The following is a 21,849-nucleotide window of genomic DNA, read 5'->3' on the forward strand; positions in this document are numbered from 1 at the left end:
CGCGCGTTTTTGCCATGGCCACCGCCTAGGGCGCCTTCATAGCCTTGGGGGGTGACCAACGAACTTACCCCGCCGGGCAGGATTGTGCTGCCCGATGCGCCGCAGGACCAGCAGGACATCCTGGATGCAGGCGGCGTGGCCTGCTGGAGCGAACCCGTCCTTATCGACACCTACACCCCAGGGGAGCCGGACCGGTATCCGTTGTTCCTTGACCGGCGGGTGTACCAGGGATCCAGCGGCAAGGTGTACCCCATGCCGTTCATCGACAGCATCGAACCGGACAAGAAGCCCAGGCTGTGGCAGGCCATCCACCTGGAAAACCGGTACGTCCGCCTGATGCTGCTGCCCGAAATCGGCGGCCGCATCCACGTGGGATATGACAAGACCGCAGGCTATGACTTCTTCTACCGGAACAACGTGATCAAGCCCGGGCTGGTGGGACTGGCCGGGCCCTGGATCTCCGGCGGAGTGGAATTCAACTGGCCCCAGCACCACCGGCCCGGCACGTTCCTGCCGGTGGAAACCGCCGTGGAGCCTGCCGGCGACGGCAGCGTCACCGCCTGGCACACGGACCTGGACCCGTTGCAGCGGATGCGCGGAACCCATGGCGTCCGCCTCCGGCCAGGCAGCTCCCTCATCGAGGTGGAGGCCCGGCTCTACAACCGTACGGACGAGTCCCAAACCTTCCTGTGGTGGGCGAACGCCGCCGCCCGCGTGCACGGGAACTACCAGTCCTTCTTCCCCACCGACGTGTCCCACGTGGCGGACCATGCACGCCGCGCCATCACGGCCTTCCCCCGCGCCGACCGGCCCTACTACGGCGTGGACTACCCCGCGCTCGCCGGACAGCATGGAACCCCGGATGCCGACCGGCTCGATTTCTACGCCAACATCCCCGTCCCCACGTCCTACATGGTCACAGACACGGCTGACAGCTTCTTCGGCGGATACGACCACGACGCCAAGGCCGGCTTCGTGCATTGGGCGGACCGCAGCATTGCACCCGGCAAGAAACAGTGGACGTGGGGGAACGGTTCCGTGGGCAAGGCCTGGGACAAGCACCTAACGGACGACGACGGCCCGTACGTCGAGTTGATGGCCGGCGTCTTCACCGACAACCAGCCGGACTTCAGCTACCTCGCTCCCGGCGAGATGCGCACCTTCAGCCAGTACTGGTACCCCATCCGGCACATCGGCCCGGCGCACCAGGCGAACCTGGAGGCCGCCGTCGCGCTTACCCTTGACGACGCCGGCCGGACCGCCACGGTGGGTGTTGCCGGCACGGGCCATACGGAAAATGCCACGGTGGTCCTGGCCCTTCATGGCGAAACCCTCCACACGTGGACCGCCGGACTGTCCCCGGACCGGCCCTTCACCGCCACGGTTCAGCTGCCCGCCCCGGCCGAGGAAACGGACCTGGCCCTCAGCGTCATGGACGGCGCCAGGGAACTCATCTCCTGGACCCCACGGCAGTCAACGGACCGTCCCGCAGAGCCCTGGGCAGCCACCGAACCAGCGCCTCCGCGGGAGATCGAAAGCGCTGACGAGCTCCATGTCACCGCAACCCACCTAGCCCAAAACCGGCACCCCACCAGGAGGCCCCAGCCTTACCTTGAGGAGATGCTCCGCCGGGATCCAGGGGATTCCCGCGCCGCCACCGCCCTTGCTGCCACCCAGTATCGGACCGGGGCCTATGCCGGGGCCCGGAAGCTCCTTGAAACCGGCCTGGACCGGCTGACCGGCCGCAACCTGAACCCTCCCAGCGGGGAGGCAAGCTACCGGCTGGGCCTGGTCCTGGAACGTACGGGCCGGCTCGATGAGGCCCGTAAACGCTTCGGGAAGGCCGCCTGGGACAGGGCCTGGGCGCACCCTGCCCGCCTGGCCTTGGCCCGGCTGGCCCTCCGGGAAGGTGAGCCGGCCACCGCGCTCCGTCATGCCGATGCCGGGCTGGCCCTGGAATCAACCAGCCCGGAAGCCAGGCATCTCCGGTACCTGGCCCTGGAAAACCTGGGCCGCACGGCTGACAGCGCCCGGCTGCTGCAGGACATCCTGGCCGCGGATCCACTCGATCCCGTGGCCCTGTCGCTCGCCGGATCCCTTGACGTCGCAGACCCCAAGACCGGCCTGGCCGTCGCCTGCTGGCTGGCCCGCGCAGGCCAGTGGCAGCGCGCCCTGGACCTGACCGAAAGCGCACCGCCCGCGGGTGCTGACTTGGCCTTCGGCAACCCCGCGCCCATCCGCTACTACCTGCGCGCCGGGTGGCTGGAAGAACTGCTGGACCCGCAGGAGGCTGCCGCGCATCGGGCAAAGGCGCGGCGGGCGGACACTACCCATGCTTTCCCGTACGGCCTGGACGAGTTCGATGCGCTGCACCGGGCCCTCGAAGCCGACCCGCGTGATCCCGTGGCGCACGGGCTGCTGGGTTGCTGGCTGCTTGACGCGGAACGGACCAAGGATGCGCTGGGCCACCTGCAGAAAGCGATGATCCACGGGTCCACCGATCCCGTGGTGTGGCGCAATGCTGCGCTGGCCACGGTTAATACCGGTGGCGACCCCGCCGCCGCTGATGCGTATTTTGCCCGGGCCCTGGAACTAAGCCCGGATGACGCGCGGCTCGTCTTCGAACGGTCCGTCCTGTCGGAACTCCGCGGGCTGCCCGCCGGGGAGCGGCTCGCCGCCATCGAACAGCATGGACCGGCCGTCCTGGCGCGGGACGATCTTGCTGTTCTCTACGCCAACCTGCTGACCGACGCGGGGCGGCCGCAGGAGGCCCTGGCACTCCTTGGATCCCGCACGTTCCAGCCGTTCGAGGGGGGTGAGGGCCTGGTGCTCGCGGCATACGACCGGGCAGCGGTGCAGCATGCGCGGACGTTGATGGAGCAGGACCCGACGGCGGCCGCCACCTTGCTGCGCACGGGCGTCGAAGCGCCCGCGAACCTGGGCGAAGGGCGGCATCCCCGGGACAGCATGGCTGAACGCTTCGTGGCCCTCGGCGATGCGCTGGAACGTGCCGGGGACACTCAGGCCGCGGTGGAGGCCTGGACTCGACCCTGCCGGCAGGCCGGCCCCCTGGCCGTTGACCCCGGCCCGGCCGGCCCGGCCGACTACTGGCGCGGCGTCGCCATGTCCCGCCTGGGCAGGGGTGGCGACGCCGAGGACGTATGGCGCCGGCTGGAGGAACGGGCCGACGAACTCGAAGCCGCCCCCGCCGCGCCCGACTACTTCGCCACATCCCTCCCGGAACTGTTGCTGTTCGCCACCGACACCGCTGCATCCCGCCGCACGGCGGCTGCGTCACTGCGGGACCTGGCCGGGCGGGGCCGCCTGCTGACCCGCAAGCCGCAGCTGGAAGGAACCGGTGCCCCGTGACGGAAGAACCCCGCTACCTCGGGTCCGGCACGGTGCACGGCGACACGCGCTCCCTGACGGGCGCACCGCCGTCGCACCTTCCGCCCCGCCTGGCCATCAGCCTCTGGGACTTCTCCTGGTACACCCGCGCCGAGGCGGGCGGACCCTACGCGGACCTGGACGCCGCCTGCGCACGGGCCGCCGGGCTCGGATACAACGCCGTCCGCATCTGCGCTGCGCCGCTGCTGCTCCATGGCGGGCTGGGGCTGGAGGCGCTCGCGGAGGACCTGGTGATCGAAGGACTGGGAACGGCGCCCGACGGCGGGATATACGGCAGGGGGACCCGCTGGTATGACGTTCCCGGCGGGTACCGGATCAACCTGCGGACCCGGCTCCTGGACCTGTTCGAGGCCGCCGCCCGGCACGGGCTGGTGGTGATCCTGGCCAGCTGGGAGTACCAGCAGTCACCCGCCTTCGCAGAATCGCCGGAATGGTTCGAAGCCATCGACGCCGTCCCGCTGGAAGGCCGGTACCGTGTCCTGGCCGACGCCTGGGACCGGCTGATCGGCGAGGTGTCGGATGCCGGGCACCGGGACCGCATCGCCCTGGTGGAACTGCACAACGAGGTGGACTTCTCCATCCTCCCGCCGCTCGCCAACGGCAGTAGTGAGGTGGAGCGGCTGCGCTCGCTGCATCCGGACCTGTTGATCACGGCCAGCTACGGCAAGCCGCCACACCTTGCCATGCATACCCTGCCCGATGGCCTGGGCGCGGCGCAGTTCCACGTGTACAGCTACGGCGTGCTGGACGCCCTGCAGCAGCAGATCGACATCCGTTCCGAAGGGAGCGGCGGGTTTCCCAACCGGGCACTGCGGGCTTTGCTGAAGCCTGGCGCACCCTCGGTCGCGGAGTATGGCCGCCTGGCGGAATGGAAGTACCGCGCCACCGTGGTCACCGGCCAGATGCTCTACGGCTACGACTGGCTCGATCCCGATGCCTGGGACACCTGGCTGTACAACGAATACGGGCCCTACCGGGAAGTGATGCGGCGCGAGATTGAATCGCGGGTGACCGCCATCGCCGCATGGGCCCGCTGGAAGGACGTTCCCGCGGTGGTGGGCGAGGGCTGGATCGGTTACACACCGCTGCTGGGCACCTTCGAGGAGGGGCCGGTGGGGCGCGACCTCGCCGAACACGGCATCCGCACCGCCCTGGAGCACGGCGTGTGGGGCATGGTGCTGTGCTCCAATGCTGCGCCGCACCACCCCCTGTGGGCCGACGAAGACTGGCAGCGCCGCATGAACCACCTGATCCGTACCGCACCTGTGACCTGAAAGATCCGCCATGCCCTCCCCGAACACGGCCCTTTACCTCCTGACCGCCACCCACCGGCCGCACGGCAATGCCTTGCTGCGGCCGGCCATGAGCAACACCGAGGATCCGCACGGCAGGTGGCGGGTCACCAACCACTACTTGGAGTGTGGCGGACGCCCGGCCATCCCGGTCTCCGGGGAAATCCACTTCAGCCGGCTGCCCAGGAACCGCTGGGAGGACAGGCTCCGCCTGATGAAAGCCGGCGGTATCACCGTAGTGGCCTGCTACGTCTTCTGGATCCACCACGAGCCGGTGGAAGGTGATCCGCGCTTTGACGGCAACCTCGATGTTGCGGCGTTCGTCCGGCTCTGTGCCGCGCTGGACCTGGACGTCGTCCTGCGCATCGGGCCCTGGGCCCACGGCGAGGTCCGCAACGGCGGCTTTCCGGACTGGGTGCAGGCGGCCCCCGTCCGCCACCGCACCAATGATCCCGCCTACCTGGACATGGTGGAGCGCTGGTACAACCGGCTGGGGGGCGAACTGCGCGGCTTGTGCGGGCCGGACAGCAACGTGATCGGCATCCAGTTGGAAAACGAGCTCTACGACCAGCCGGCCCATCTTTCCCGGTTGAAGGAGCTGGCCCGGGCGGCCGGGCTCGGCGCCCCCCTCTGGACCGCGACCGCGTGGGGCGGGGCGGACCTGCCCGGGGCCGAGGTGCTGCCGGTCTTCGGCGGTTACGGGGACGGATTCTGGGTGGATGCCGGCGCGCCGTGGGATCCGACGTTCCGCCAGCACTACTTCTTCAGCCACCAGTGGGACGATCCCGGCATCGGGGCCGACCTCCGCGAACACCTGTCCGGAAACGAGGCCGCGCCGCCCCGGTCCACCTCCGACCTTTATCCGGCGGCCACCTGCGAGCTGACCGGCGGCATGGCCACGGCCTATCAACGCCGGCCATGGCCAGCGGGCAAGGACGTGGCGGCCGTGTCCAACAACAAGATCGGCAGCGGCTCCGGCTGGCAGGGCTATTACATGTTCGCCGGCGGGACGAACCCCGCGGCCGGCCTGCAGGAGACCCAGGCGACTGGCTACCCGAACGACCTCCCGGAGTTCGACTACGACTTCCATGCGCCCATCGGTGCATCCGGCAGGCTGGCGCCGGGCTTTGCCCTGCTGCGCCGGCAGCACGCGTTCCTCGCCGCGTTCGGGGACCTCCTGGCGCCGATGCCGTCCACCCTGCCGGACCGGGAGCCGTCCGGCGTGGAGGACTCGGAGACGCTGCGCTGGGCGTTGCGCTCCGACGGGACGTCCGGTTTTGTGTTCCTTACCTGGCACCAGCCGCATATACCGCTTCCGGCATATAGTGGTGCGCAGTTCCGCCTGGGTCTGGCAGATGGGCCTGTGACGGTTCCGGACGTGCCCGTCGACATCCCCGCAGGCACCATCGCCGCCTGGCCGGTGAACCTGGAGGTTGGGGGCGTCCGGTTGCTCTGGGCCACCGCGTCCGCGCTGACAGTGCTCGATTCCGGGGGACCGCCGACACTGGTGCTCGCCGCGGAAGCGGGCATCGAACCGCGGCTGTGCCTGCCGGAGGGGACGGTCCTGGAAGGCGAGGCTGCTCCGCTGGGCGGGAATGCCTGGGCTGTCCGCCCCTCCCTGGCTCAGCTGACGGCGACGTGTTCCGGGGGTGCCTTGAAGATCCTGGTCCTCCCCGCTTCCTTGGCGGACCAGGCGTGGGTGCTGGAGACGCCGCGCGGCCGGGAGCTGGTGCTGTCCGCCGAACCGGTGTGGATGGACGCCGTCGGCTTGCTGGCGGGCCGCTCGCTGGGCGCGCCCTCGGTCCGGCGGTATGCACGCGAAACCGGGCGGTTTGAGGCTGTATCTGCCGCAATGCAGTTGAGGGCACCTGCCCGCCGCGACGTTCCCCTGGTGCCGGTCCGCGCTGCGGCCGCCATTCCGGCGTCCTTCGGCTCGCTGGCGGGCCGGGCTGCCGCGCCGGGCCGGGAAGCGATGGCGGAGCTCTCCGCGGAGTACAGGATTGAACTTCCGACGACGGACGCCGCCACCGGCGGTGCGCCCACCGAGCTGGAGGTCACCTGGGCGGGTGACGTTGCCCGGCTGCTCGTGGACGGCCGTGTGGTGGCCGACCGCTTCTGGGACGGATCGGAGTGGGTCATCGACACCGGCGATGCCGGCATCCGCGCCGGCTCGGAGGTCTTGCTCCAGGTCCTGCCGCTTTCCAAAGATGCAGAGGTGGGGCTGCCCGCCGCGGCCCAGCGCCTGCGGGACGCCACGTCTGGGGACTTGCTTGCCGTTGAAAGGGTGCAGCTGGTGTGCTGGTCCGATTGGCGGGAAGACCTGGGCTGAGCCCTCCCGCCGTCGTAGGATGGACGTTTCGTGACGGAGGGGACGCAGGTGGAACGGGCGCATGGATTCCAGAATCAGCGGCTGGTGGTGGTTCCCCGGCCCTTGGTCCTCGAAGCCCTCAACCGTCCCATCACCCGGCGCCTGGTAGTCACCGACGCAGGATTGTTTCCCGCCGCCGCGGACCATGGCCGCTACCGGCCACAGGGTGCGGACGAAACCATCGTCATCCTGTGTGTTGACGGGCGCGGGTGGGTGGAAACCGCCGGTGTGCGGACCGACGTCGGCAAGGGGACCGCCGTCGTCCTTCCCGGCGGTAATGGCGAGGCCCACGCGTATGGTGCCGCCGGGGATGATCCATGGACGATCTGGTGGTGCCACGTCCGCGGAACGGATGCGGCGGAGCTGGTTGAGGGCGCCGGGGTCCGGCCCGGGCGGTGCACTGTTCCGGTGGTGGCGGCAGACCGGCTGACGGCGATGCTGGATGAGATCGTCAGCGCCCTGGAGAAGGACCAGTCACCCGCCCGCCTGGTTGCCACTGCGGGAATGGCGTGGAAGCTGCTGGCTACGTTGGCCGTGGACCGCCGGGTTCCGGAGAAGGGGACGCCGCTGCAGCAGGCCATGAATTACCTGGAGGAGCGGGCGGACGGCGCCATCCGGCTGGCTGACCTGGCCGCGCTGGTGGGTGTCTCGTCGTCGCACCTGAGCAAGCTGTTCCGGGAGGCGACCGGCGGGGGAGTGCTGGCACACCACACGTCCCTGAAAATGGCGCGGGCGCGGCACCTGCTGGATACCACGGGCCTGACTATCGCGCAGGTGGGCCGCGAGGTGGGGCTGCAGGACCAGTTCTACTTCTCCCGCCAGTTCCGCAGGCTGCACGGGATCAGCCCCAGCGCGTACCGGGCGGAGCGGAAGGGGTAAGGCTGCCTGCGCCTTGCTGGATCCGGGGACGCCGGAGAAACTAAAGGCATCCAATGGCCCAAGCACCATCAGCACCAAGGAGCGCCCGTGAGCGAACAGAACGTTGCCCCGTCACCTACGCCGGCCAAGGGTGTGGTGCTGATTACCGGAACGTCCACGGGGATAGGCCTTGCCACCGCGGTGGAGGCCGCGCGGGCAGGCTGGACGGTCATTGCCACCATGCGCGACCTGCAGCGCGCGGACGCGCTTCGGGCCGCGGCCGATGAGGCCGGAGTATCCCTGGACATTCGTCGGCTTGACGTTACGGACGCGGCGGACATCGACCGTGAGATTGCGTATTGCATTAGTTCCTACGGCCGGCTGGACGTGCTTGTTAACAACGCCGGAAGTGCGGCGGTGGGTACGGTGGAAATGCTGGGTCTAAAAGATTTCCGCAGCGCCATGGAAGTCAACTTCTTTGGCGTGGTGGCCCTGACCCGCGCCGCCCTGCCGCACCTGCGTGAGAGCGTCGGACGCGTCGTTACCATCAGTTCGGTGGGCGGGATAGTGGGCCAGCCCTTCAACGAAGCCTATTGCGCCGCCAAATTTGCCGTTGAAGGATTCCTGGAAAGCCTGCAGCCCGTGGCCAGGACCGTTGGCGTCGGGGTGCACGTCATTGAACCCGGTGCCGTGTCCAGCAATTTCGTGGCGAACGCCGGGATCGATGTCCCGGCACTGCTGGAAACGGCCGGCTCCTACCGTCCTGCCATCTCGGCCTACCTGGAACGAACCAGCACACAGTTCGCCAGCAGCAGCGCGCAGCAACCGGCGGATGTCGCGGCGGTGGTGCTGGCCACCATGGAAGGCGCTGAGCCGGCCTTCCGGATCCAGACCTCGTCCTGGGCGCACGACTTCGTGGCCACCAAACTGGCCGACCTGGACGGCAGCCGGGTCACCGGCCTGACCGCGGGCTGGGTGGCTGCCCCACAGGAGTGACCTGTTTCGTTCGCCAGGCCGCCTGCTAGGGCTGTTCGAAGGTTGCCACTATCCGGGCCCGCGCTATTGCGTGGGTAAAGAGGTTGAAGCCGAGGTTGGCAGGACTGGCATCGGCCGGGATGTCCAGGTGTTCGACGTCAACGGCGTGAACGACGACGTGATAGTGGTGCACGCCGTGGCCGGGTGGGGGAGCAGCCCCCACAAAACCGCGCATGCCGGCGTCGTTGGCCAACTGCACGGCGCCGGCTGGCAGCCCGGAATCTGCCGCACCCGAAAGCAAGGACGTGGTGGATACCGGAAGATTAAACGCCGCCCAGTGCCAGAACCCGCTGCCGGTGGGAGCGTCGGGGTCGAATACGGTGACCGCGAAGCTGCGGGTTTCCGGAGGGAATCCTTCCCAGGCGAGCTGGGGGGACTGGTCTTTGCCCCCCTCTATTCCCATTTTGCCGCTCGCTTGCGCAACCGGAAGCTTCTCGCCGTCGGAAATGTCTTTGCTGGACAGCGTGAACTCGGGAAGTTGAGGCAGGCGGGAATAGGGGTCCTGTTCGAGATTCATGTGTCTCCTGTCGCACTAATTCAGTGGTGTTTCATCAGTATGCTTAGGGCCCTGCGATAGGGCAAGCTGTGGCTCATTTGATGTTCAGTGTTCCGTGCATGTTGGAGTGGTAGGTGCAGTGGTAGGTGTAGGTGCCCGCCTTTGCCGGGGCGGTGAAGGTAGTGCTGGTCCCGGCTTTGACGACTGCGTCGAAGGATCCGTCGTCCGCGGTCACGGTGTGGGCTACGTTGTCCATGTTCATCACCGTCACCGTTGACCCTGCGGGGACACTGTCCGCGCCGGTGTAGGCAAATGATTTGATGTGGATCGTCATCTCAGCCGCCGTCCTGGCGGTACTGCTGGCCTCTCCCATTGACGACGGTGTTGCCGAAGCCATGGGGGAGGCGCGCATGTTCATGCCTGGATCCATGGAGGCGCTGGCGGATCCGGCCGCTGTTGACGACGCCGGCGATGAACTTGTGCCGCTGCTGGCGGTTCCGCACGCGCTGGCTCCAATGATCGTCGCTGCGCCTATCAGGGTCAGGGTGAGGCGTTGGCTGGTCTTGATGGTCTTCATGGAGTTGGCCTTTGGGAACGGCATCGGAAAGCCCGGGACCGAGGCCGACCGGGAGCGGGCGGGCGGTGCAGGCATCAGGATGCGGGGTGGCTGGAGGTGAGGTGTGCGTATACGACGGTGTTGTCCAGGTATTCCCTCGTGGCGGGGTTGTAGCCGCCGCAGGTGATGAGCCGGACTTCGGGGCGGTCCGCGTTTTGGTAGACCTCGATCGTGGGGAACGTGGCTTTGCGGTAGACATCGACCTTGTCCACGGTGAACACGGCAGCTGTGTGGTCTGCGCGGGTGATGGTGATGTCCTGGCCTGGGGTGACTTCGTGAAGCCGGTAGAACAGCCCGACATCGCTGTTGGTGGCGTTCACGTGGCCAAGGATTATCGCGGACCCCGTTTGGCCGGGGGTGGGTGAGTCCTGGTACCAGCCGCCGGGAGAACCCGGTTCACCGGACGGGGTCTGGATTTCGCCGTTCGCTTGCTTGCCCAGTGGAATCAGGCCTGCATCGACCCCGATGGAGGGGACCTGGACCCGGACCGGGACGGAGGCCGGCAGGTCGGTGTCCGGCGGCGCAGGAAGCGTTGTCCGCAGGGTCGAGCCGGTCGCTGCCGGATCCACAGCCGCCTGCGACGCAGCCGGCGTCTGAATAGTCGGGTCGGGAGACGGTGCCGTAGCCGTCACCCTGCTCGTTGGAGAGGGGCTGGGTGGGGCGGCGTGCAGGCCCAGGCCGATGGTGGTGATGCCGCCGGCCAGGAGCAGCGCGGCCGCCGCGGAAGCAATAAAGCGTCCGCGGCGGCTGCTCGCTTCAGATCCCATCAGAGCCCTGAAATTCCGTCTGCCTTCTCAGGCCTTAGGCTGCGATCTTCTTGCGGAGGGCGTATGCTCCGCCGGCTGCCAGGACGAGGCCGCCACCGGCGGCGAGGAGGCCCAGGTCCGGGCCGGCCGGGGCCGGGGCGGTGATGCCGGTGCCAGGGGCGCCGGCAGGCATTGCCTTCAGCGTCCCGCAGAGGGCAGGCGAGGTAGCGGCCAGGGGCAGGGACGGGACCAGGTCGCTAGGTTCTTTTTGCGCGGCGGCGGGCAGCGTTGCCGGGTCCAGGCCATGGACGACGACGACGGCGGTCCCCGCCTTGAGTGAATCAGCAGTCTTCGCGTCCAGCGTGAAAGTCCGGTTGTAGGTGTAGGAGGCGCCCATCCCGGCGACCTTCAGGTCGGTCCCGGCAGCGGGGCTGGTGTCACCGCTGGTAGACAAGGTGGCACCGATCCCGCCGTAGAAGGGGGCGCCTTCGGTGGTGCTGATAACGCCGTCCTTGCTGGTATCAGCTGACATGTCCGGGCAAGTTCCCTTGGCACCGATATGGATGTGCTGGACGTGCGGGTAGGGGCTGCCGTTGAACATCGCAGCGAGACCGGAAACCTTCTCTGTCACGGTGGCCTGGTCGCCGTTGACGGTGATCATGACGGTTCCAGAGGCATTACTGCCGTTGATAGCTGCGAGGTTTGCCTGGTACATCGTGTTGTCTGCGGCGAGGGCCGGGCTGGTGGAGAGCGCGAGGGCGCCCAGGGCCAGGACCGGGGCAATCAGGAAAGCGGATTTCTTCATGACGTGTTTCCTTCGTTGACAGTGAACGCTCCCCTGATGGGCACGCCCATGACTGTGACTTCAGCAATTCGTTGTGGCCCAGATCACGGATTGGTCACTGCCGGGAAACTCTTCTCCCCAACAGGCGGCCATGGAGTTCCTGCCGGGGGAATGCGGTGCTATTCGGACCAGCAGGCAAGTACTGTCGTCGCCACCTGGTACGCGAACGCGGCCCGCGTGACTTGGTTTGGTCCCACTGATTCCGGCAGCGCAGCCGCGTCCACGGTCAACACAAAGTTGTCTTTCGTGAAAACGGCAGAGGCGGGCGTTTGGAATGCCGGGAATCCGAGGTTGGCCAATCCTTCGATCGGTGCGGACGCCGGTGTGGTCTGCTGCAGGTCCTGAAAGTCGGCTCGGGCGGTATCCGGGTCCGCGGCTTCTTTGACCGAGAGGACGAGGGGCCCGGCGGGAAGCGCGTAGGTGCAGGTGTAGAGCTTGTCCGCCCAGGAGGCTGTGGTAGCAGGAGCAGCGGGGAGAGCCAGGATCCGGCTGATGTTGCCCCGCGTCTCGTCGCCGCAGACCATCAATGCAGCCCCCGACGGCCCACCAGCGTCCGTAGCGGGAATATCGGACGGCGCTGCTGCTGGTGGGGAGCTTGCAACAGCTGGGGCCGCTGCCGACGTGCCTGGACCATACGCGGGGTTACCAGGACCCGCGCCGCATCCTGCCAAAGCGAACATCGATACGGCCGCGACTACCGTCATCACAAGACGGCGTGAGGGCGATGCTGGCGCTTGGGTTAATCGTCGCGTCACGAGAACACCCCTCCAAAAGGTCTTGGCCGATACGGTATCGCCCTCTCTACTGATGATTCGTGCCCGCTGCCCCCGCGGACGGGTCCCGGGAGGATGGCCGCAGGCGGCCATCCTTCGCGGGTGGAGTCTCGAATCATTGGTATGAACTATTACAGCCCGGCGGCTCAGGAACGCGTCAAAGACGCCGCTTATGATGCGCTGGAGAAAGTCCTGACCGGCATGTTCGAACCACTGAGCAGGCAAGCTCTTACCCTAAGGTGGAACCAGGCAGTTGAAGCCATGGCCAAGCACCTTGAAGCAGCAGACGACGGTTCCGAATAGTTGCATGAGTTGTGCATCCGGCATTCCCGGGGCAACCACTGAGCCCGGCTTGTGACGCTAGTGCAAAAGGATCGCGGGCGGGAATTTCAAGCCGTTCGGTCCGTCCTGTTCCCGTGGAGAGCAGGGCAGTTCTAGATTTCGGCGATGGCCGGGGCGTTGCGAAAGTGGCCAACGGCGATCAGGACTGCCCCGGTGGCGGCCCAGCAGGCCAGTACGAGCCATGGAAACGCGGTGGCAGCGTCGGGGAAGTAGGAGAGATCGCGCAGGAGCGTCCCGGAGGCGCCGGGGACCAGCCATTGGCCGACATCACCCCACGGTGCGGGGAGGAACTCCTTGGGCTGGGTCAGTGAGGAAAGCGGGTTGCCGATGAAGAGGGTGATGATCGCGCCAACTGCGATGCCCGGCTGCCCGATGAGTGCATTGAGGCCCACGATGATGGCAGCCGTTGCAACGATTCCCAGTCCGATCGCGCCCGCATTCGTCCAGTAGCTGCCTTGGAGGGTGTGGAACCAGGCCTGCAGGATTCCCGCGAGGCCAGCGCCTGCGATAACGCCGTAGGCGAGGATCGCCCCTAGTCGTCGCCATGTCCCCGAGACGAGGAGGGAAATGAGCACGCCCCCGATCATGCCGCCCATGGCCAGCGGAAGGCCTGTAACGGCGAGTCCGGTGCCGCGCGCGTCGTCAGGTGAGAGTGGTACGACGTCGGTCACGGTTACCTGGGGGACCGTGACCGGTGCGCCTTGCTGGGCCTGCCCCGTTTGGCCGCCCTGAGCTTTCGTGGCCGCCTGGGTGAGGGCTTCCTGAAGCTTGGCGATGGCCTGGCTCTGGATCTGGGCCTGCATCTGGGCACCCATCTGGGTCAGTGCCTGCGATGCGACCGGGCTGCCTGCACTGGCGACCAGGATCTCGGGTGAAGCACCCAGGACAATCGCGCCGTACACCTCGCGTTGTTCGATGAGCTTTACGGCCTCATCGCGGCTTGAAGCCGTGCGTACGTTGAGGCTTCCGGCGGGAGCCTTGGCGGTGATCTGGGAAATCTGGTCTGGGTTTCCCACCGCCGCGATGGGAAGATTCTGGACCTTTGCGGTGACGCTTGGCCAGGCAAAGGCCAGCAGGACGATGCAGACGGCAGCTGCGGCGACCAAGGCGGTGCGCAGCGCGTGCGGCCATGGGGTGTGAGTGCCCGGCGTGGGGGCCTGCCGGTGGCCGGGAGCCTGGCTGCGTTCAGTGAGTGTGGACATGGAGTGGCTGCCCCTCGAGGTGTAATGGGGAAAAAGAATGTTCGTTCTTCATTTTGGATCCACCCTCGCAGAATTGTCAAGAATGATCATTCGTTTTCTTTTGTCATAGCATGTACCCATGCCGAAAGTGAGCGAAGAACACCGGCTTGCCATGCGTGAGCGTATCCAGCAGGCTGCGCTGGAGTGCGTGGCGGAAAAGGGCTTTTCGAATGTCTCGATGGGGGACATCATCGCGGAAGCGGGCCTTTCTGCTGGCGCCGTGTACGTGTACTACCGCAGCAAAGAAGAACTGATTGTTGATGCGGGCCGGCGGCTTTTCGCCGAACGGATGGCAGCGCTGGAGGGGCTTGGCGGGCAGGACTCAGTCCCGCCGCCTGAGCAGGCCATTGTGGCGCTCATGGCCGGACTGATGCAGATGGATTGCTTCCCCGGGGTCGCGGTCCAGGTGTGGGGCGAAGCCGTCCGCAACGAGCGCCTTGGAGAGGTGGCGCGCAGCATCCTTACCCAAATTCGGGGGCACATCGAGACCTATTTGGAGGCGTGGCTGCGCGCCTCTCGCCCCTCCGAAGACGCGGAATTACAGGCCCGCCGCCTCGCCCCGGCAGTCATGGGGTTGATCCAGGGCTGCGCCATCCAGTCCGCCCTGGCCGGAGAGGACGCCGAAACGGCATACCTCGACTCCGCCCGAAGCCTCCTGGCCGCGCTCTAGGAAACGTCTGGCGGTCGCCGGGATGGGGTGCCGTGTGTTTCGGGATACGGCCCCCGGTTGTTGTCTGTCCAGTTCCTTAGGCCGGGTCTTAGCCTTGCCGTTCGGTTGCCCGGCCGGTCGTATCGGTTGCAGTCTCGGTGGTCCCATCCCGCTTCATGAGCCGCAGCCGGCAGTCGCCCTCGGTGACCATTGGCCCTGCGGTTTCCATCCAGCGAGTTGTGCGGGCGCCGCAGGGAGCCGTTGCGCTGAGCCGGAGAGCTGCTAACGGGCGGTTCTACAGCTTCGTTTGCGCCGCCGTCCATATGCGAATCGTCAGACTAGGGCCTAGGACCCTGCGGGCGACCTGTCAGAGAGAGCCGGATTGGACCCTATACAGATGCATATTTCGTTCCTGCCTGACGTCAGTTTGGGGTGTAGTTGTGACTCACGGTACCTGTTCGAATGCGCATTATTTGAGCCTGCGATAGATGGTCGGTCTTTTTCAACGCTTTGTGTTGCAGCGCGGACCCCAGTGGGTCAGCGAGTTCGTGCCCTTCGGGGCCGGCTAGTGTTCCGGCCAAGTTTCTTGGACGCTCCATCCCTCGACTTGGGTGTAAGTCGCGACGACCGAGACTTCACCGCTGGGCTGAGTTGGGCAGATGGAGAAAAGCAGCACTGCATAGGCGCAATTCAAACCGCGTAGAGCGTCTTTCGCCTTGGCCACGGCGTCGCTGAGGTGCATGCCTTCCACCCTGAACCAGCCGGTACTGGCTCCGGTCCGGTACTTCACAATGTAGGCCATATGGAAGTATGGCCGGGGTGAGGGCGCTCCAACTACGGCCTAAGGACCCCTGCAACTCCTTTCAGCGGCGATGGGCATTCCTTACCCGGTGGCTACGTCCTCGATTGCCCAGGAGAGAATTAGGGCGTCTAAGTCGTCGTGGGGCAAAAGGCCATATATATACGCTTCGAACTCCAGGGGATCGGCGTTACCGCCGTTGGCGTAGTACCTCAGCCAGAGCTGTTCGATGCTTGCCGTGTTCTGCTGCAACATTGCAAGTGCTGCTTGCCGCGGATGGTTCATAACCTAACCCATTTATTAGGTCTGTATGGGTGTCTGAAGGTCACCGCGTCGTGCTCAGTTACGAGAATGCGGCCTATGCCGTCGAGCCAAACCCAGATGATGCACGCGTCCTCTGAGACGTCGTCTATGGTCCCACAACAGGGGGGCTCGTTTGGGCGCAAGACAAGAACACGGTCACCTGCGTTTAGGAAGACCCAGTCGTCCGTGCTCAGGCTAGGGCCAAGGTTTGGCATAACTCCTCCATCGGGTTGGGTTGGTTAGCGTCTGGATGGCAAGCCTTGGCCAAGGGGCGCCTTGGTCTTAGCTGAACAGCGGACGTCTAAGAGGGGGGACCGACGCTGGATACGAGGCGAGTTCCAAGTTAAAGGGCGTGTTCGTACTGGTTGACGATGCCTGAGCCAACTCCCCGCATGGCTCAAGAAACCCGGCCAGAGACTCGCTGACGACGTCTGCGTTGGCTAGGGCGGTAAAAAATTGTCCAGGCCTTGCCTGCCGGCACGTTGCAGCGACAACAACAGAAGATCGCAGGCAAGAATCCTCTGGGCCTCCACACGATCTGCGTATCCACTAGCCTTCAATTTTTCTCGTGATGCCGGACCTGAAGCCCCACTATCGATGCTGTAAGACAGGGGGTCGTAAAGGATCACGTCTTCGCGTTGTCTGTTGGCATCGAAGCAGGAAGAGGGAAGTGCAGGATCAAGCCCGGCGTCGTTTTCGCTGGGTTGAGGGAGGATACTGGGACACATCACGCCCAGGATCACCACAACACTTTCCGGCTGTGGGTACGTTATCGGCCCTGGAGAAACGGAAGGTATGGATCCGCTACCGCAGGAGTGCCGCAGCCTTTCAGTAGCTGGCATATAAGTTTTGCTCCTCAACGAGGTTGTCTTCTGCTTGGCCGTGGTGGTTACCGCTTTCTTCGGCCACACGTGCCCCGATCGGAGCACGTCGGCCCAAAATCACTGCGGACTACAGGCCAGGGTGATTGGTCCGGAGCGGGTTTGCAGGTCACCTTCGCTAACAGCCTTATAAGCGGTTTCATAACCCGTGCAGGAGCTCGCAGACTGCGCAGCAGAGGGGGCGGAATGGGAACTAGACATTTATAGTTTCTAAAGCTGCTACGTCAAGCAAGTGATACAGAGGGTGGTGCGCCGTGAGTTCGGCCAATTTAGCAGCGCCGTCCAAAGCGCTCCCAGATGGAGATACAAGGAGAGCGTTGGGCCAGGCCCTGCCCATCTTGTAACGAAAAGGCATGCCTATAACGGGATTAGAAAGAATGCTTCCTGCCCAGCTGACATATGGCTGCGATCCAGGGAGCCAGCCTGTACGTCGAAGACTTACTCCAATTGAGTGCACCAATTCGCCCGCAGCTTGATCGACAATGCGCGCAGCTACCGCATCCCGTGCAGAAAGTTCAATTATCTGCTTGGCGTAGGAAGCAACTAACGACACTCTTTCAACGTCGGACTGAATATCTACGTAAGCTGTTTCTATGTTTGAGAAGTCCCGCTTGATCAGGTGGAGAATGGCTGTCTCCTCTCCTCTGCCATCGTAGGCTCTCATGGCGGCGTCAAGGCCTGCCCGACCTATCCAGTAGCCACTCCCGGCATCCCCCATGATGTGCCCCCAACCATCCACCCTTGCGTAGGTGTTTGCGCCAGTGGCCAGAGTTACTACTCCAGTTCCAGCAGCAATTGCAGAGCCATGTCGAGAGCCGAGGCAACCGAGGTAACTGGACACCGAATCATGGGCCAAATGGACTGAAACCACGCCAACGGCCTGGCAGCTGCGGAGGACGGCTTGCGCATCAGAGTTGCTCGCTGTTAGCCCCGACATCGCTGCGGAGATTTGAATATTCCCAAGATTCAGACCTGACAGGGTCTCGCAGACTACACGTTCCAGTTGCGGCATGAGCGACATGTCGGTGAGAACTGGAGGGAAATGTCGCTCTAACTGCGTTTTACCGCTGCATATCAGCCTGGCGCGAATCGATGATTGACCGGCGTCGATGGCAATGGTGGGGTTTGAACTACCCATGGGCGCTCCGTGTTCAAATAAATATTGTGAATGTTATCCAACTAGCGCTGCAGAGTTGGCTGGCGTATTTTCGGGCTTTGAATTGATCTTTGTTTTACCGCTGCGGGAGGCGCTGTTGCGCGCGGTAGTAGAAATTAGTGATTGCGGTCAAAAGACCTCCTCCTTAGGTTTTGGGGACCGGGCAGGATGCGGCGGCGTGATTCCTCGCCATTCTTCGTAGCGATGAAAAGTAGAGTCCAGTGATATGCAGAAGCGTCCACGGATGCAAGTAAGGAATGCGGGTTGAACCGTCGATTAGGGGAGGGGAATCACTATGCGTTCCTGCGGAATGCCCGGAGGAGGCATAGACCGTGGTTGCGTCCGATTGTGATGGGCGGACGCCGAACCCTGTGACTGCCTTTGGCAGTGTTTTCACTGAGGTCGGGGTTGAGTGACGTCGGTGGTGGTTCGCGGTTTGCTGAGCGGAAGTATGCACAGGGCGTGCAGTGGGTAGGTTTAAACCCGGGAGTTAGGTGAGCTGGGTTGACCTCACCACGTCCCCCGAAGGCACGGCCGACGAATGTCGAATGCTGTAATCCTGTCGGTCCGTGCGGTTGCTGTCTGCTGCCGGGGCAGCGGGCGGGATCGTGGGCGGGCTGCCGGCCAGCTCATGCCATCGTTCGCAGGTGAGGCCGTAGGGAACCTCGGCGCTCAGAGCTACGACGTATTGTCCTGGTGCGACACGGGTGACAGCTACGCCCACTTTCTTTTGTCTTGCGGCAGGTTGCAAGATTCTGACGGCGGCGTCCAACGCGGAGTCAAGCTCGCTTCTTGTCCTGACCGCAACTTCTAACGATTCCGGCAGCACCTTGTTTTGTTCTTTCGGCATTGCTGGTCTTCTTTCTCTGGAAGCGTCCTGATTGCACACCGGGTTTCAGTTCGCTGCCGTTTTCCGGCATAACGGCATCCGGCATGGGCAGGAAGGGGTGGATGCATGCTGGAGCAACAGGGTTCGAGGTGGGAGAACTTTGTGAAATCTCCCTGACGCATGACTGTCACGGGGTAGTTATGCGTGTTGAGGCGCGTGAACGGTGACATGGTCCAGGGCGTTTTTCAGGTCGACTATGCCGCCACCTTCGTGCCCGTTGAAGGGCCAGAGCTGAAGTCGTTTATCGGTGGAGGCGTAGTTGTTGAAGGCGGCGTGGACGGTCGATGGTGGGCATGTGGTGTCCATGAGTGCGGCCGAGACGTAGAGCGGCGCCGCAGCGCGGCGCGCGAAAAATACGCAGTCAAAATTTGCCAGTGTTTCCATGGCACCTGTTACCTCGTCGCGCCGAACACGCAGATAGCTGCCGATCTCGCCATACGGTGGGCGATCAGTTATATTGACCGCCCGCGGAAAGTCGCACAGGAATGGTACCAGGGCAGCAGCGGCGGCGAGATCGGGAACCAGGCCGGCGGCCGCCAGGGCTAATCCACCGCCCTGGCTGATGCCGACGACGCTGATTCTCGTCGGATCCACCTGCGGCAATGTTCGTGCCGCATCGATGGCACGAACCGCATCCGTGATCAGCCGGCGGTAATAGTAATGGTCCCTATCTAGGATTCCCCGGGTCATGAATCCAGGATGGGAAGGGCCACTGGGCCCTTCGTCTCCCGTGTTACCCACAGACCATCCCGCGCCTTGTCCCCGGGTGTCCATTTGAAAGTGGGCGAACCCGCTGGACGCCCAAAAAAGGGACTCTTCCGGGTAACCTCGCCCCCCTCCATATCCGACGTATTCCACGACGGTGGGGAGGGGTCCGTGGGCACCGCGTGGAACCCGGAGCCAGGCAGATATCGTCTGGCCCCCGAATCCGGGAAACCGTACATCGTAGACGTCCATTGTCGTCAGCGGCGTCTCCACGAGCGTTGCTTCCGGCGCGGAATCAAACGCTCGGGCAGCGGCAAGGGTCCGCTGCCAGAATGCATCGAAATCAGCCGGTTCCTTCCCCGATCCCGCGTAGTCACGCATTAGGTCCGGGGATAGGTCAAATAGCGCCATGGCATGCTCCTGGTCGACGATGAGAGTTGAAAGGGACCTCTTGTTGCTGACGGCTCGAGGCGGGAGCTGGTTTTGTCATCACAGGCGTCTAAGCTGTGCCTCGTACTTTTCTAAGGGCCTTTGACCGTGATGCGGTCACCACTTCGGTCTGGGAGGTCGGGTGTCACCGCTCCTTAGGACCGGTGACACCCGGCTGCTTATCCCTTTAGCCCGGACTGGGCGAGCCCTTCTACGAACTGGCGTTGGGCGATGACAAAAACTATCAGCACAGGCACGGCGGTCATGCTGGCGGCGGCCAGTTGTACGTTCCACATAGGCCCACTGTAGGCATCAGTGAATCGGGTCAGCGCCTGTGGCAGCGTGAAGAGATCGGGGGAGGAGAGATAAACCGTTGGTTCCAGATACAGGTTCCACACGTTCAAGAACGTGAAAATTGCAACAGCTGCCAGAGCAGGCCGTGCCAGGGGCATCGCGATCCGCCACCAGATTCCTGGCCTTCCGAGTCCGTCCAGCCGTGCTGCCTCCTCAAGTTCCGTCGGCAGGGCGATGAAAAATTGGCGCATGATGAATGTGGCAAGGACGCTTGGCGCGCCAAAAGATGTCACCAGTATGAGCGGCCAGTGGGTGTTGACCAGTCCAGCGGCATTGAACATCTGAAACAGCGGGACGATGGTAACTTCACTGGGCACAAGCAGACCTGCAAGCACGAGGAGAAAAAGGATATTTTGCCCCCGGAAACGGATCCTTGCGAAGGCATATCCGGCCATTGAGGAAACGAGCATGGTCAGGACTGTGACTACTGCCGCGATGTACAGGCTGTTGAAGTACTGCCTGGCGAACGGTTGGAAGGTGAAAGCCTGCAGGTACCCCTGGAGGGAAGGTTCTACCGGTAAGGGTGTGGGCGGGAAGGCAAGGATTTCGTTGATTGATTTGAAGGATGAGGTAATCATCCACCAGGTCGGGAAGACGAAGGGAACGGCCATAACAGCCAATAGCAGGTATAGCGCTGCCCTGGTCCATCGCTTTCCGAACCGCAGCCCGGTCCCAATGGAGGGTGCACCGGTCAACTGACTAGTTCTCATGAAATACCCATCTTTTGCGCATTTGCCATTGCAGGACAGTGAGCGCCAGGACCACGAGGAAGAGAACGATGGCTAGGGTCGATCCGTATCCAAAGTGGTGGAAATCGAAGGCTTGCTGGAAAAGGTAGTACACGAGAACCGTGGTGGAGAGGCCTGGGCCTCCTTGGGTGAGCACTGCGATCTGCGCGAATACCTGAAGGGATCCGACGATGGTGATAATGATCGTCAATAGTAGCGTGGGCGAAATCAACGGGAGAGTTATCCGGCGAAATACGGTGCGGGCTGTTGCCCCATCAACCCGTGCTGCTTCATAGAGTTCCGTCGGAACACCCTGTAGGGCGGACAGGAACAGGACCATGTTCAACCCCACATTTTTGAATATCTGCACGACGATCACGGCAGCCATGGCGGTCGGCCCGCTCTGCAGCCAGTTGGGTCCTTGTATGCCTACAGCGTGCAGAATCCCGTTGATCCCCCCGTTGTCCTGGAGCAGGAATCCCCAGACGAGGGTCCACGCGACCAGGGAGACGACGACGGGGGAAAAGAAGAGTGTTCGGAACACCGCTATTCCTCGTCCCTGGCGGTTGAGCATAACCGCCAGGAGCAGGGCCAGGGGGATGTTGATCGCAACTAGACCAACGGAGAATATGACAGTAGCGAGAATTACTTCACCAAATTGCGGGTCCGAGACGAGCTGCTGGTAGTTCCCTGCTCCGACGAATTTGAATGTTCCTGCCAGCACGTTCCATTCGTTGAAGCTGTAATAAAAAACGAGAGACAGCGGGACGATCACGAAGGTGAGGATCCCCAGAACCTGTGGTGCCACGAAAAGATAGCCGGTGACAGCGTCGCGGCGGCGGCGGTTCAGCCCGGAGGGCCAGCGGGATTGACGGGTGGTGGACCGGCCCGGGGGAGCCCCCCGGACCGGCGTTACCTTGCTTAGAACAGACACGCG

General features: G+C 64.2%; 19 protein-coding genes. 8 read left to right on the forward strand and 11 right to left on the reverse strand.

What is annotated here, in order from left to right; all coding sequences use genetic code 11:
* Positions 1-51 precede the first annotated feature (51 nt).
* The 5 genes from AC4EEV_RS11685 to AC4EEV_RS11705 all read left to right on the forward strand — a co-directional run bounded on the left by AC4EEV_RS11685 (position 52) and on the right by AC4EEV_RS11705 (position 8,922).
* Entirely contained in the window at positions 52-3,369 is a 3,318-nt protein-coding gene (locus tag AC4EEV_RS11685; RefSeq protein ID WP_491328998.1) for a DUF5107 domain-containing protein, read from the forward strand.
* Positions 3,366-4,682, forward strand: coding sequence for a cellulase-like family protein (locus tag AC4EEV_RS11690; RefSeq protein WP_491328999.1), 1,317 nt, complete (start codon positions 3,366-3,368; stop codon positions 4,680-4,682). The genes AC4EEV_RS11685 and AC4EEV_RS11690 overlap by 4 nt, the downstream gene beginning before the upstream one ends.
* Positions 4,683-4,692: 10 nt before the next feature.
* Positions 4,693-7,029, forward strand: a complete 2,337-nt coding sequence (locus tag AC4EEV_RS11695; RefSeq protein WP_491329000.1) for a beta-galactosidase — start codon at positions 4,693-4,695, stop codon at positions 7,027-7,029.
* 30 nt (positions 7,030-7,059) lie between these two features.
* Complete coding sequence (locus AC4EEV_RS11700; RefSeq protein WP_491329001.1) at positions 7,060-7,947, forward strand: AraC family transcriptional regulator; 888 nt, start codon at positions 7,060-7,062, stop codon at positions 7,945-7,947.
* 87 nt (positions 7,948-8,034) lie between these two features.
* The gene (locus tag AC4EEV_RS11705; RefSeq protein ID WP_491329002.1) at positions 8,035-8,922 is read left to right on the forward strand and encodes an SDR family NAD(P)-dependent oxidoreductase; all 888 of its coding nucleotides are present in this window, start codon (positions 8,035-8,037) and stop codon (positions 8,920-8,922) included.
* Between the two features lie 25 nt (positions 8,923-8,947).
* Here AC4EEV_RS11705 and AC4EEV_RS11710 read toward each other — a convergent pair whose 3' ends face one another.
* Both AC4EEV_RS11710 and AC4EEV_RS11715 read right to left on the reverse strand, forming a co-directional pair.
* The gene (locus AC4EEV_RS11710) at positions 8,948-9,478 is read right to left on the reverse strand and encodes a YbhB/YbcL family Raf kinase inhibitor-like protein (RefSeq protein ID WP_491329003.1); all 531 of its coding nucleotides are present in this window, start codon (positions 9,476-9,478) and stop codon (positions 8,948-8,950) included.
* A 73-nt stretch (positions 9,479-9,551) separates the two neighbouring features.
* On the reverse strand, positions 9,552-9,791 hold the full coding sequence (locus AC4EEV_RS11715; protein WP_491329004.1) for a cupredoxin domain-containing protein: 240 nt from the start codon (positions 9,789-9,791) through the stop codon (positions 9,552-9,554).
* On the opposite strand from AC4EEV_RS11715, the gene AC4EEV_RS11720 reads away from it, so the two are divergent.
* Complete coding sequence (locus tag AC4EEV_RS11720) at positions 9,778-10,134, forward strand: hypothetical protein (protein WP_491329005.1); 357 nt, start codon at positions 9,778-9,780, stop codon at positions 10,132-10,134. The two genes, AC4EEV_RS11715 and AC4EEV_RS11720, sit on opposite strands and share 14 nt — an antisense overlap.
* Here AC4EEV_RS11720 and AC4EEV_RS11725 read toward each other — a convergent pair.
* The 3 genes from AC4EEV_RS11725 to AC4EEV_RS11735 form a co-directional block, all read right to left on the reverse strand.
* Positions 10,109-10,840: a class F sortase gene (locus AC4EEV_RS11725; RefSeq protein WP_491329006.1), complete on the reverse strand. Its 732-nt coding sequence runs from the start codon at positions 10,838-10,840 to the stop codon at positions 10,109-10,111. The two genes, AC4EEV_RS11720 and AC4EEV_RS11725, sit on opposite strands and share 26 nt — an antisense overlap.
* Before the next feature lie 34 nt (positions 10,841-10,874).
* The gene (locus AC4EEV_RS11730) at positions 10,875-11,624 is read right to left on the reverse strand and encodes a hypothetical protein (protein WP_387453352.1); all 750 of its coding nucleotides are present in this window, start codon (positions 11,622-11,624) and stop codon (positions 10,875-10,877) included.
* A gap of 158 nt (positions 11,625-11,782) precedes the next feature.
* Positions 11,783-12,187: a hypothetical protein gene (locus AC4EEV_RS11735; protein WP_491329007.1), complete on the reverse strand. Its 405-nt coding sequence runs from the start codon at positions 12,185-12,187 to the stop codon at positions 11,783-11,785.
* A 372-nt stretch (positions 12,188-12,559) separates the two neighbouring features.
* On the opposite strand from AC4EEV_RS11735, the gene AC4EEV_RS11740 reads away from it, so the two are divergent.
* Complete coding sequence (locus AC4EEV_RS11740) at positions 12,560-12,739, forward strand: hypothetical protein (protein WP_285246593.1); 180 nt, start codon at positions 12,560-12,562, stop codon at positions 12,737-12,739.
* Between the two features lie 131 nt (positions 12,740-12,870).
* On the opposite strand, the gene AC4EEV_RS11745 is transcribed toward AC4EEV_RS11740, so the two are convergent.
* Positions 12,871-13,980: an ABC transporter permease gene (locus tag AC4EEV_RS11745; protein ID WP_491329008.1), complete on the reverse strand. Its 1,110-nt coding sequence runs from the start codon at positions 13,978-13,980 to the stop codon at positions 12,871-12,873.
* A gap of 118 nt (positions 13,981-14,098) precedes the next feature.
* On the opposite strand from AC4EEV_RS11745, the gene AC4EEV_RS11750 reads away from it, so the two are divergent.
* Positions 14,099-14,689 (forward strand): TetR/AcrR family transcriptional regulator, encoded by a 591-nt coding sequence (locus AC4EEV_RS11750; protein ID WP_491329009.1) that lies wholly within the window; start codon positions 14,099-14,101, stop codon positions 14,687-14,689.
* Positions 14,690-15,551: 862 nt separating this feature from the next.
* Here AC4EEV_RS11750 and AC4EEV_RS11755 read toward each other — a convergent pair.
* From AC4EEV_RS11755 to AC4EEV_RS11775, 5 genes are all read right to left on the reverse strand, one after another.
* A complete protein-coding gene (locus AC4EEV_RS11755) occupies positions 15,552-15,722 on the reverse strand; it encodes a hypothetical protein (RefSeq protein WP_156386234.1) in 171 nt (56 codons plus the stop codon).
* A 1,122-nt stretch (positions 15,723-16,844) separates the two neighbouring features.
* Positions 16,845-17,789, reverse strand: coding sequence for an N-acetylglucosamine kinase (locus AC4EEV_RS11760; protein ID WP_491329010.1), 945 nt, complete (start codon positions 17,787-17,789; stop codon positions 16,845-16,847).
* Positions 17,790-18,834: 1,045 nt separating this feature from the next.
* The gene (locus AC4EEV_RS11765; protein ID WP_491329011.1) at positions 18,835-19,812 is read right to left on the reverse strand and encodes an acetylxylan esterase; all 978 of its coding nucleotides are present in this window, start codon (positions 19,810-19,812) and stop codon (positions 18,835-18,837) included.
* Positions 19,813-20,009: 197 nt separating this feature from the next.
* Entirely contained in the window at positions 20,010-20,795 is a 786-nt protein-coding gene (locus AC4EEV_RS11770; RefSeq protein ID WP_488315342.1) for a carbohydrate ABC transporter permease, read from the reverse strand.
* 88 nt (positions 20,796-20,883) lie between these two features.
* Complete coding sequence (locus AC4EEV_RS11775; protein ID WP_488315341.1) at positions 20,884-21,846, reverse strand: carbohydrate ABC transporter permease; 963 nt, start codon at positions 21,844-21,846, stop codon at positions 20,884-20,886.
* Positions 21,847-21,849 lie beyond the last annotated feature (3 nt).

The sequence above is a fragment of the Pseudarthrobacter sp. MOO14 genome (assembly GCF_058267675.1).

Bases quoted from the DNA above. Each gene is read 5' to 3' on its own strand.
- AC4EEV_RS11765 (WP_491329011.1), bottom strand. From the start codon at position 19,812: ATGGCGCTATTTGACCTATCCCCGGACCTAATGCGTGACTACGCGGGA.
- AC4EEV_RS11740 (WP_285246593.1), top strand. From the start codon at position 12,560: ATGAACTATTACAGCCCGGCGGCTCAGGAACGCGTCAAAGACGCCGCT.
- AC4EEV_RS11715 (WP_491329004.1), bottom strand. From the start codon at position 9,791: ATGACGATCCACATCAAATCATTTGCCTACACCGGCGCGGACAGTGTC.
- AC4EEV_RS11710 (WP_491329003.1), bottom strand. From the start codon at position 9,478: ATGAATCTCGAACAGGACCCCTATTCCCGCCTGCCTCAACTTCCCGAG.
- AC4EEV_RS11750 (WP_491329009.1), top strand. From the start codon at position 14,099: ATGCCGAAAGTGAGCGAAGAACACCGGCTTGCCATGCGTGAGCGTATC.
- AC4EEV_RS11770 (WP_488315342.1), bottom strand. From the start codon at position 20,795: ATGGCCGTTCCCTTCGTCTTCCCGACCTGGTGGATGATTACCTCATCC.
- AC4EEV_RS11745 (WP_491329008.1), bottom strand. From the start codon at position 13,980: ATGTCCACACTCACTGAACGCAGCCAGGCTCCCGGCCACCGGCAGGCC.
- AC4EEV_RS11755 (WP_156386234.1), bottom strand. From the start codon at position 15,722: ATGTTGCAGCAGAACACGGCAAGCATCGAACAGCTCTGGCTGAGGTAC.
- AC4EEV_RS11695 (WP_491329000.1), top strand. From the start codon at position 4,693: ATGCCCTCCCCGAACACGGCCCTTTACCTCCTGACCGCCACCCACCGG.
- AC4EEV_RS11760 (WP_491329010.1), bottom strand. From the start codon at position 17,789: ATGGGTAGTTCAAACCCCACCATTGCCATCGACGCCGGTCAATCATCG.
- AC4EEV_RS11725 (WP_491329006.1), bottom strand. From the start codon at position 10,840: ATGGGATCTGAAGCGAGCAGCCGCCGCGGACGCTTTATTGCTTCCGCG.
- AC4EEV_RS11720 (WP_491329005.1), top strand. From the start codon at position 9,778: ATGTGGATCGTCATCTCAGCCGCCGTCCTGGCGGTACTGCTGGCCTCT.
- AC4EEV_RS11735 (WP_491329007.1), bottom strand. From the start codon at position 12,187: ATGGTCTGCGGCGACGAGACGCGGGGCAACATCAGCCGGATCCTGGCT.
- AC4EEV_RS11730 (WP_387453352.1), bottom strand. From the start codon at position 11,624: ATGAAGAAATCCGCTTTCCTGATTGCCCCGGTCCTGGCCCTGGGCGCC.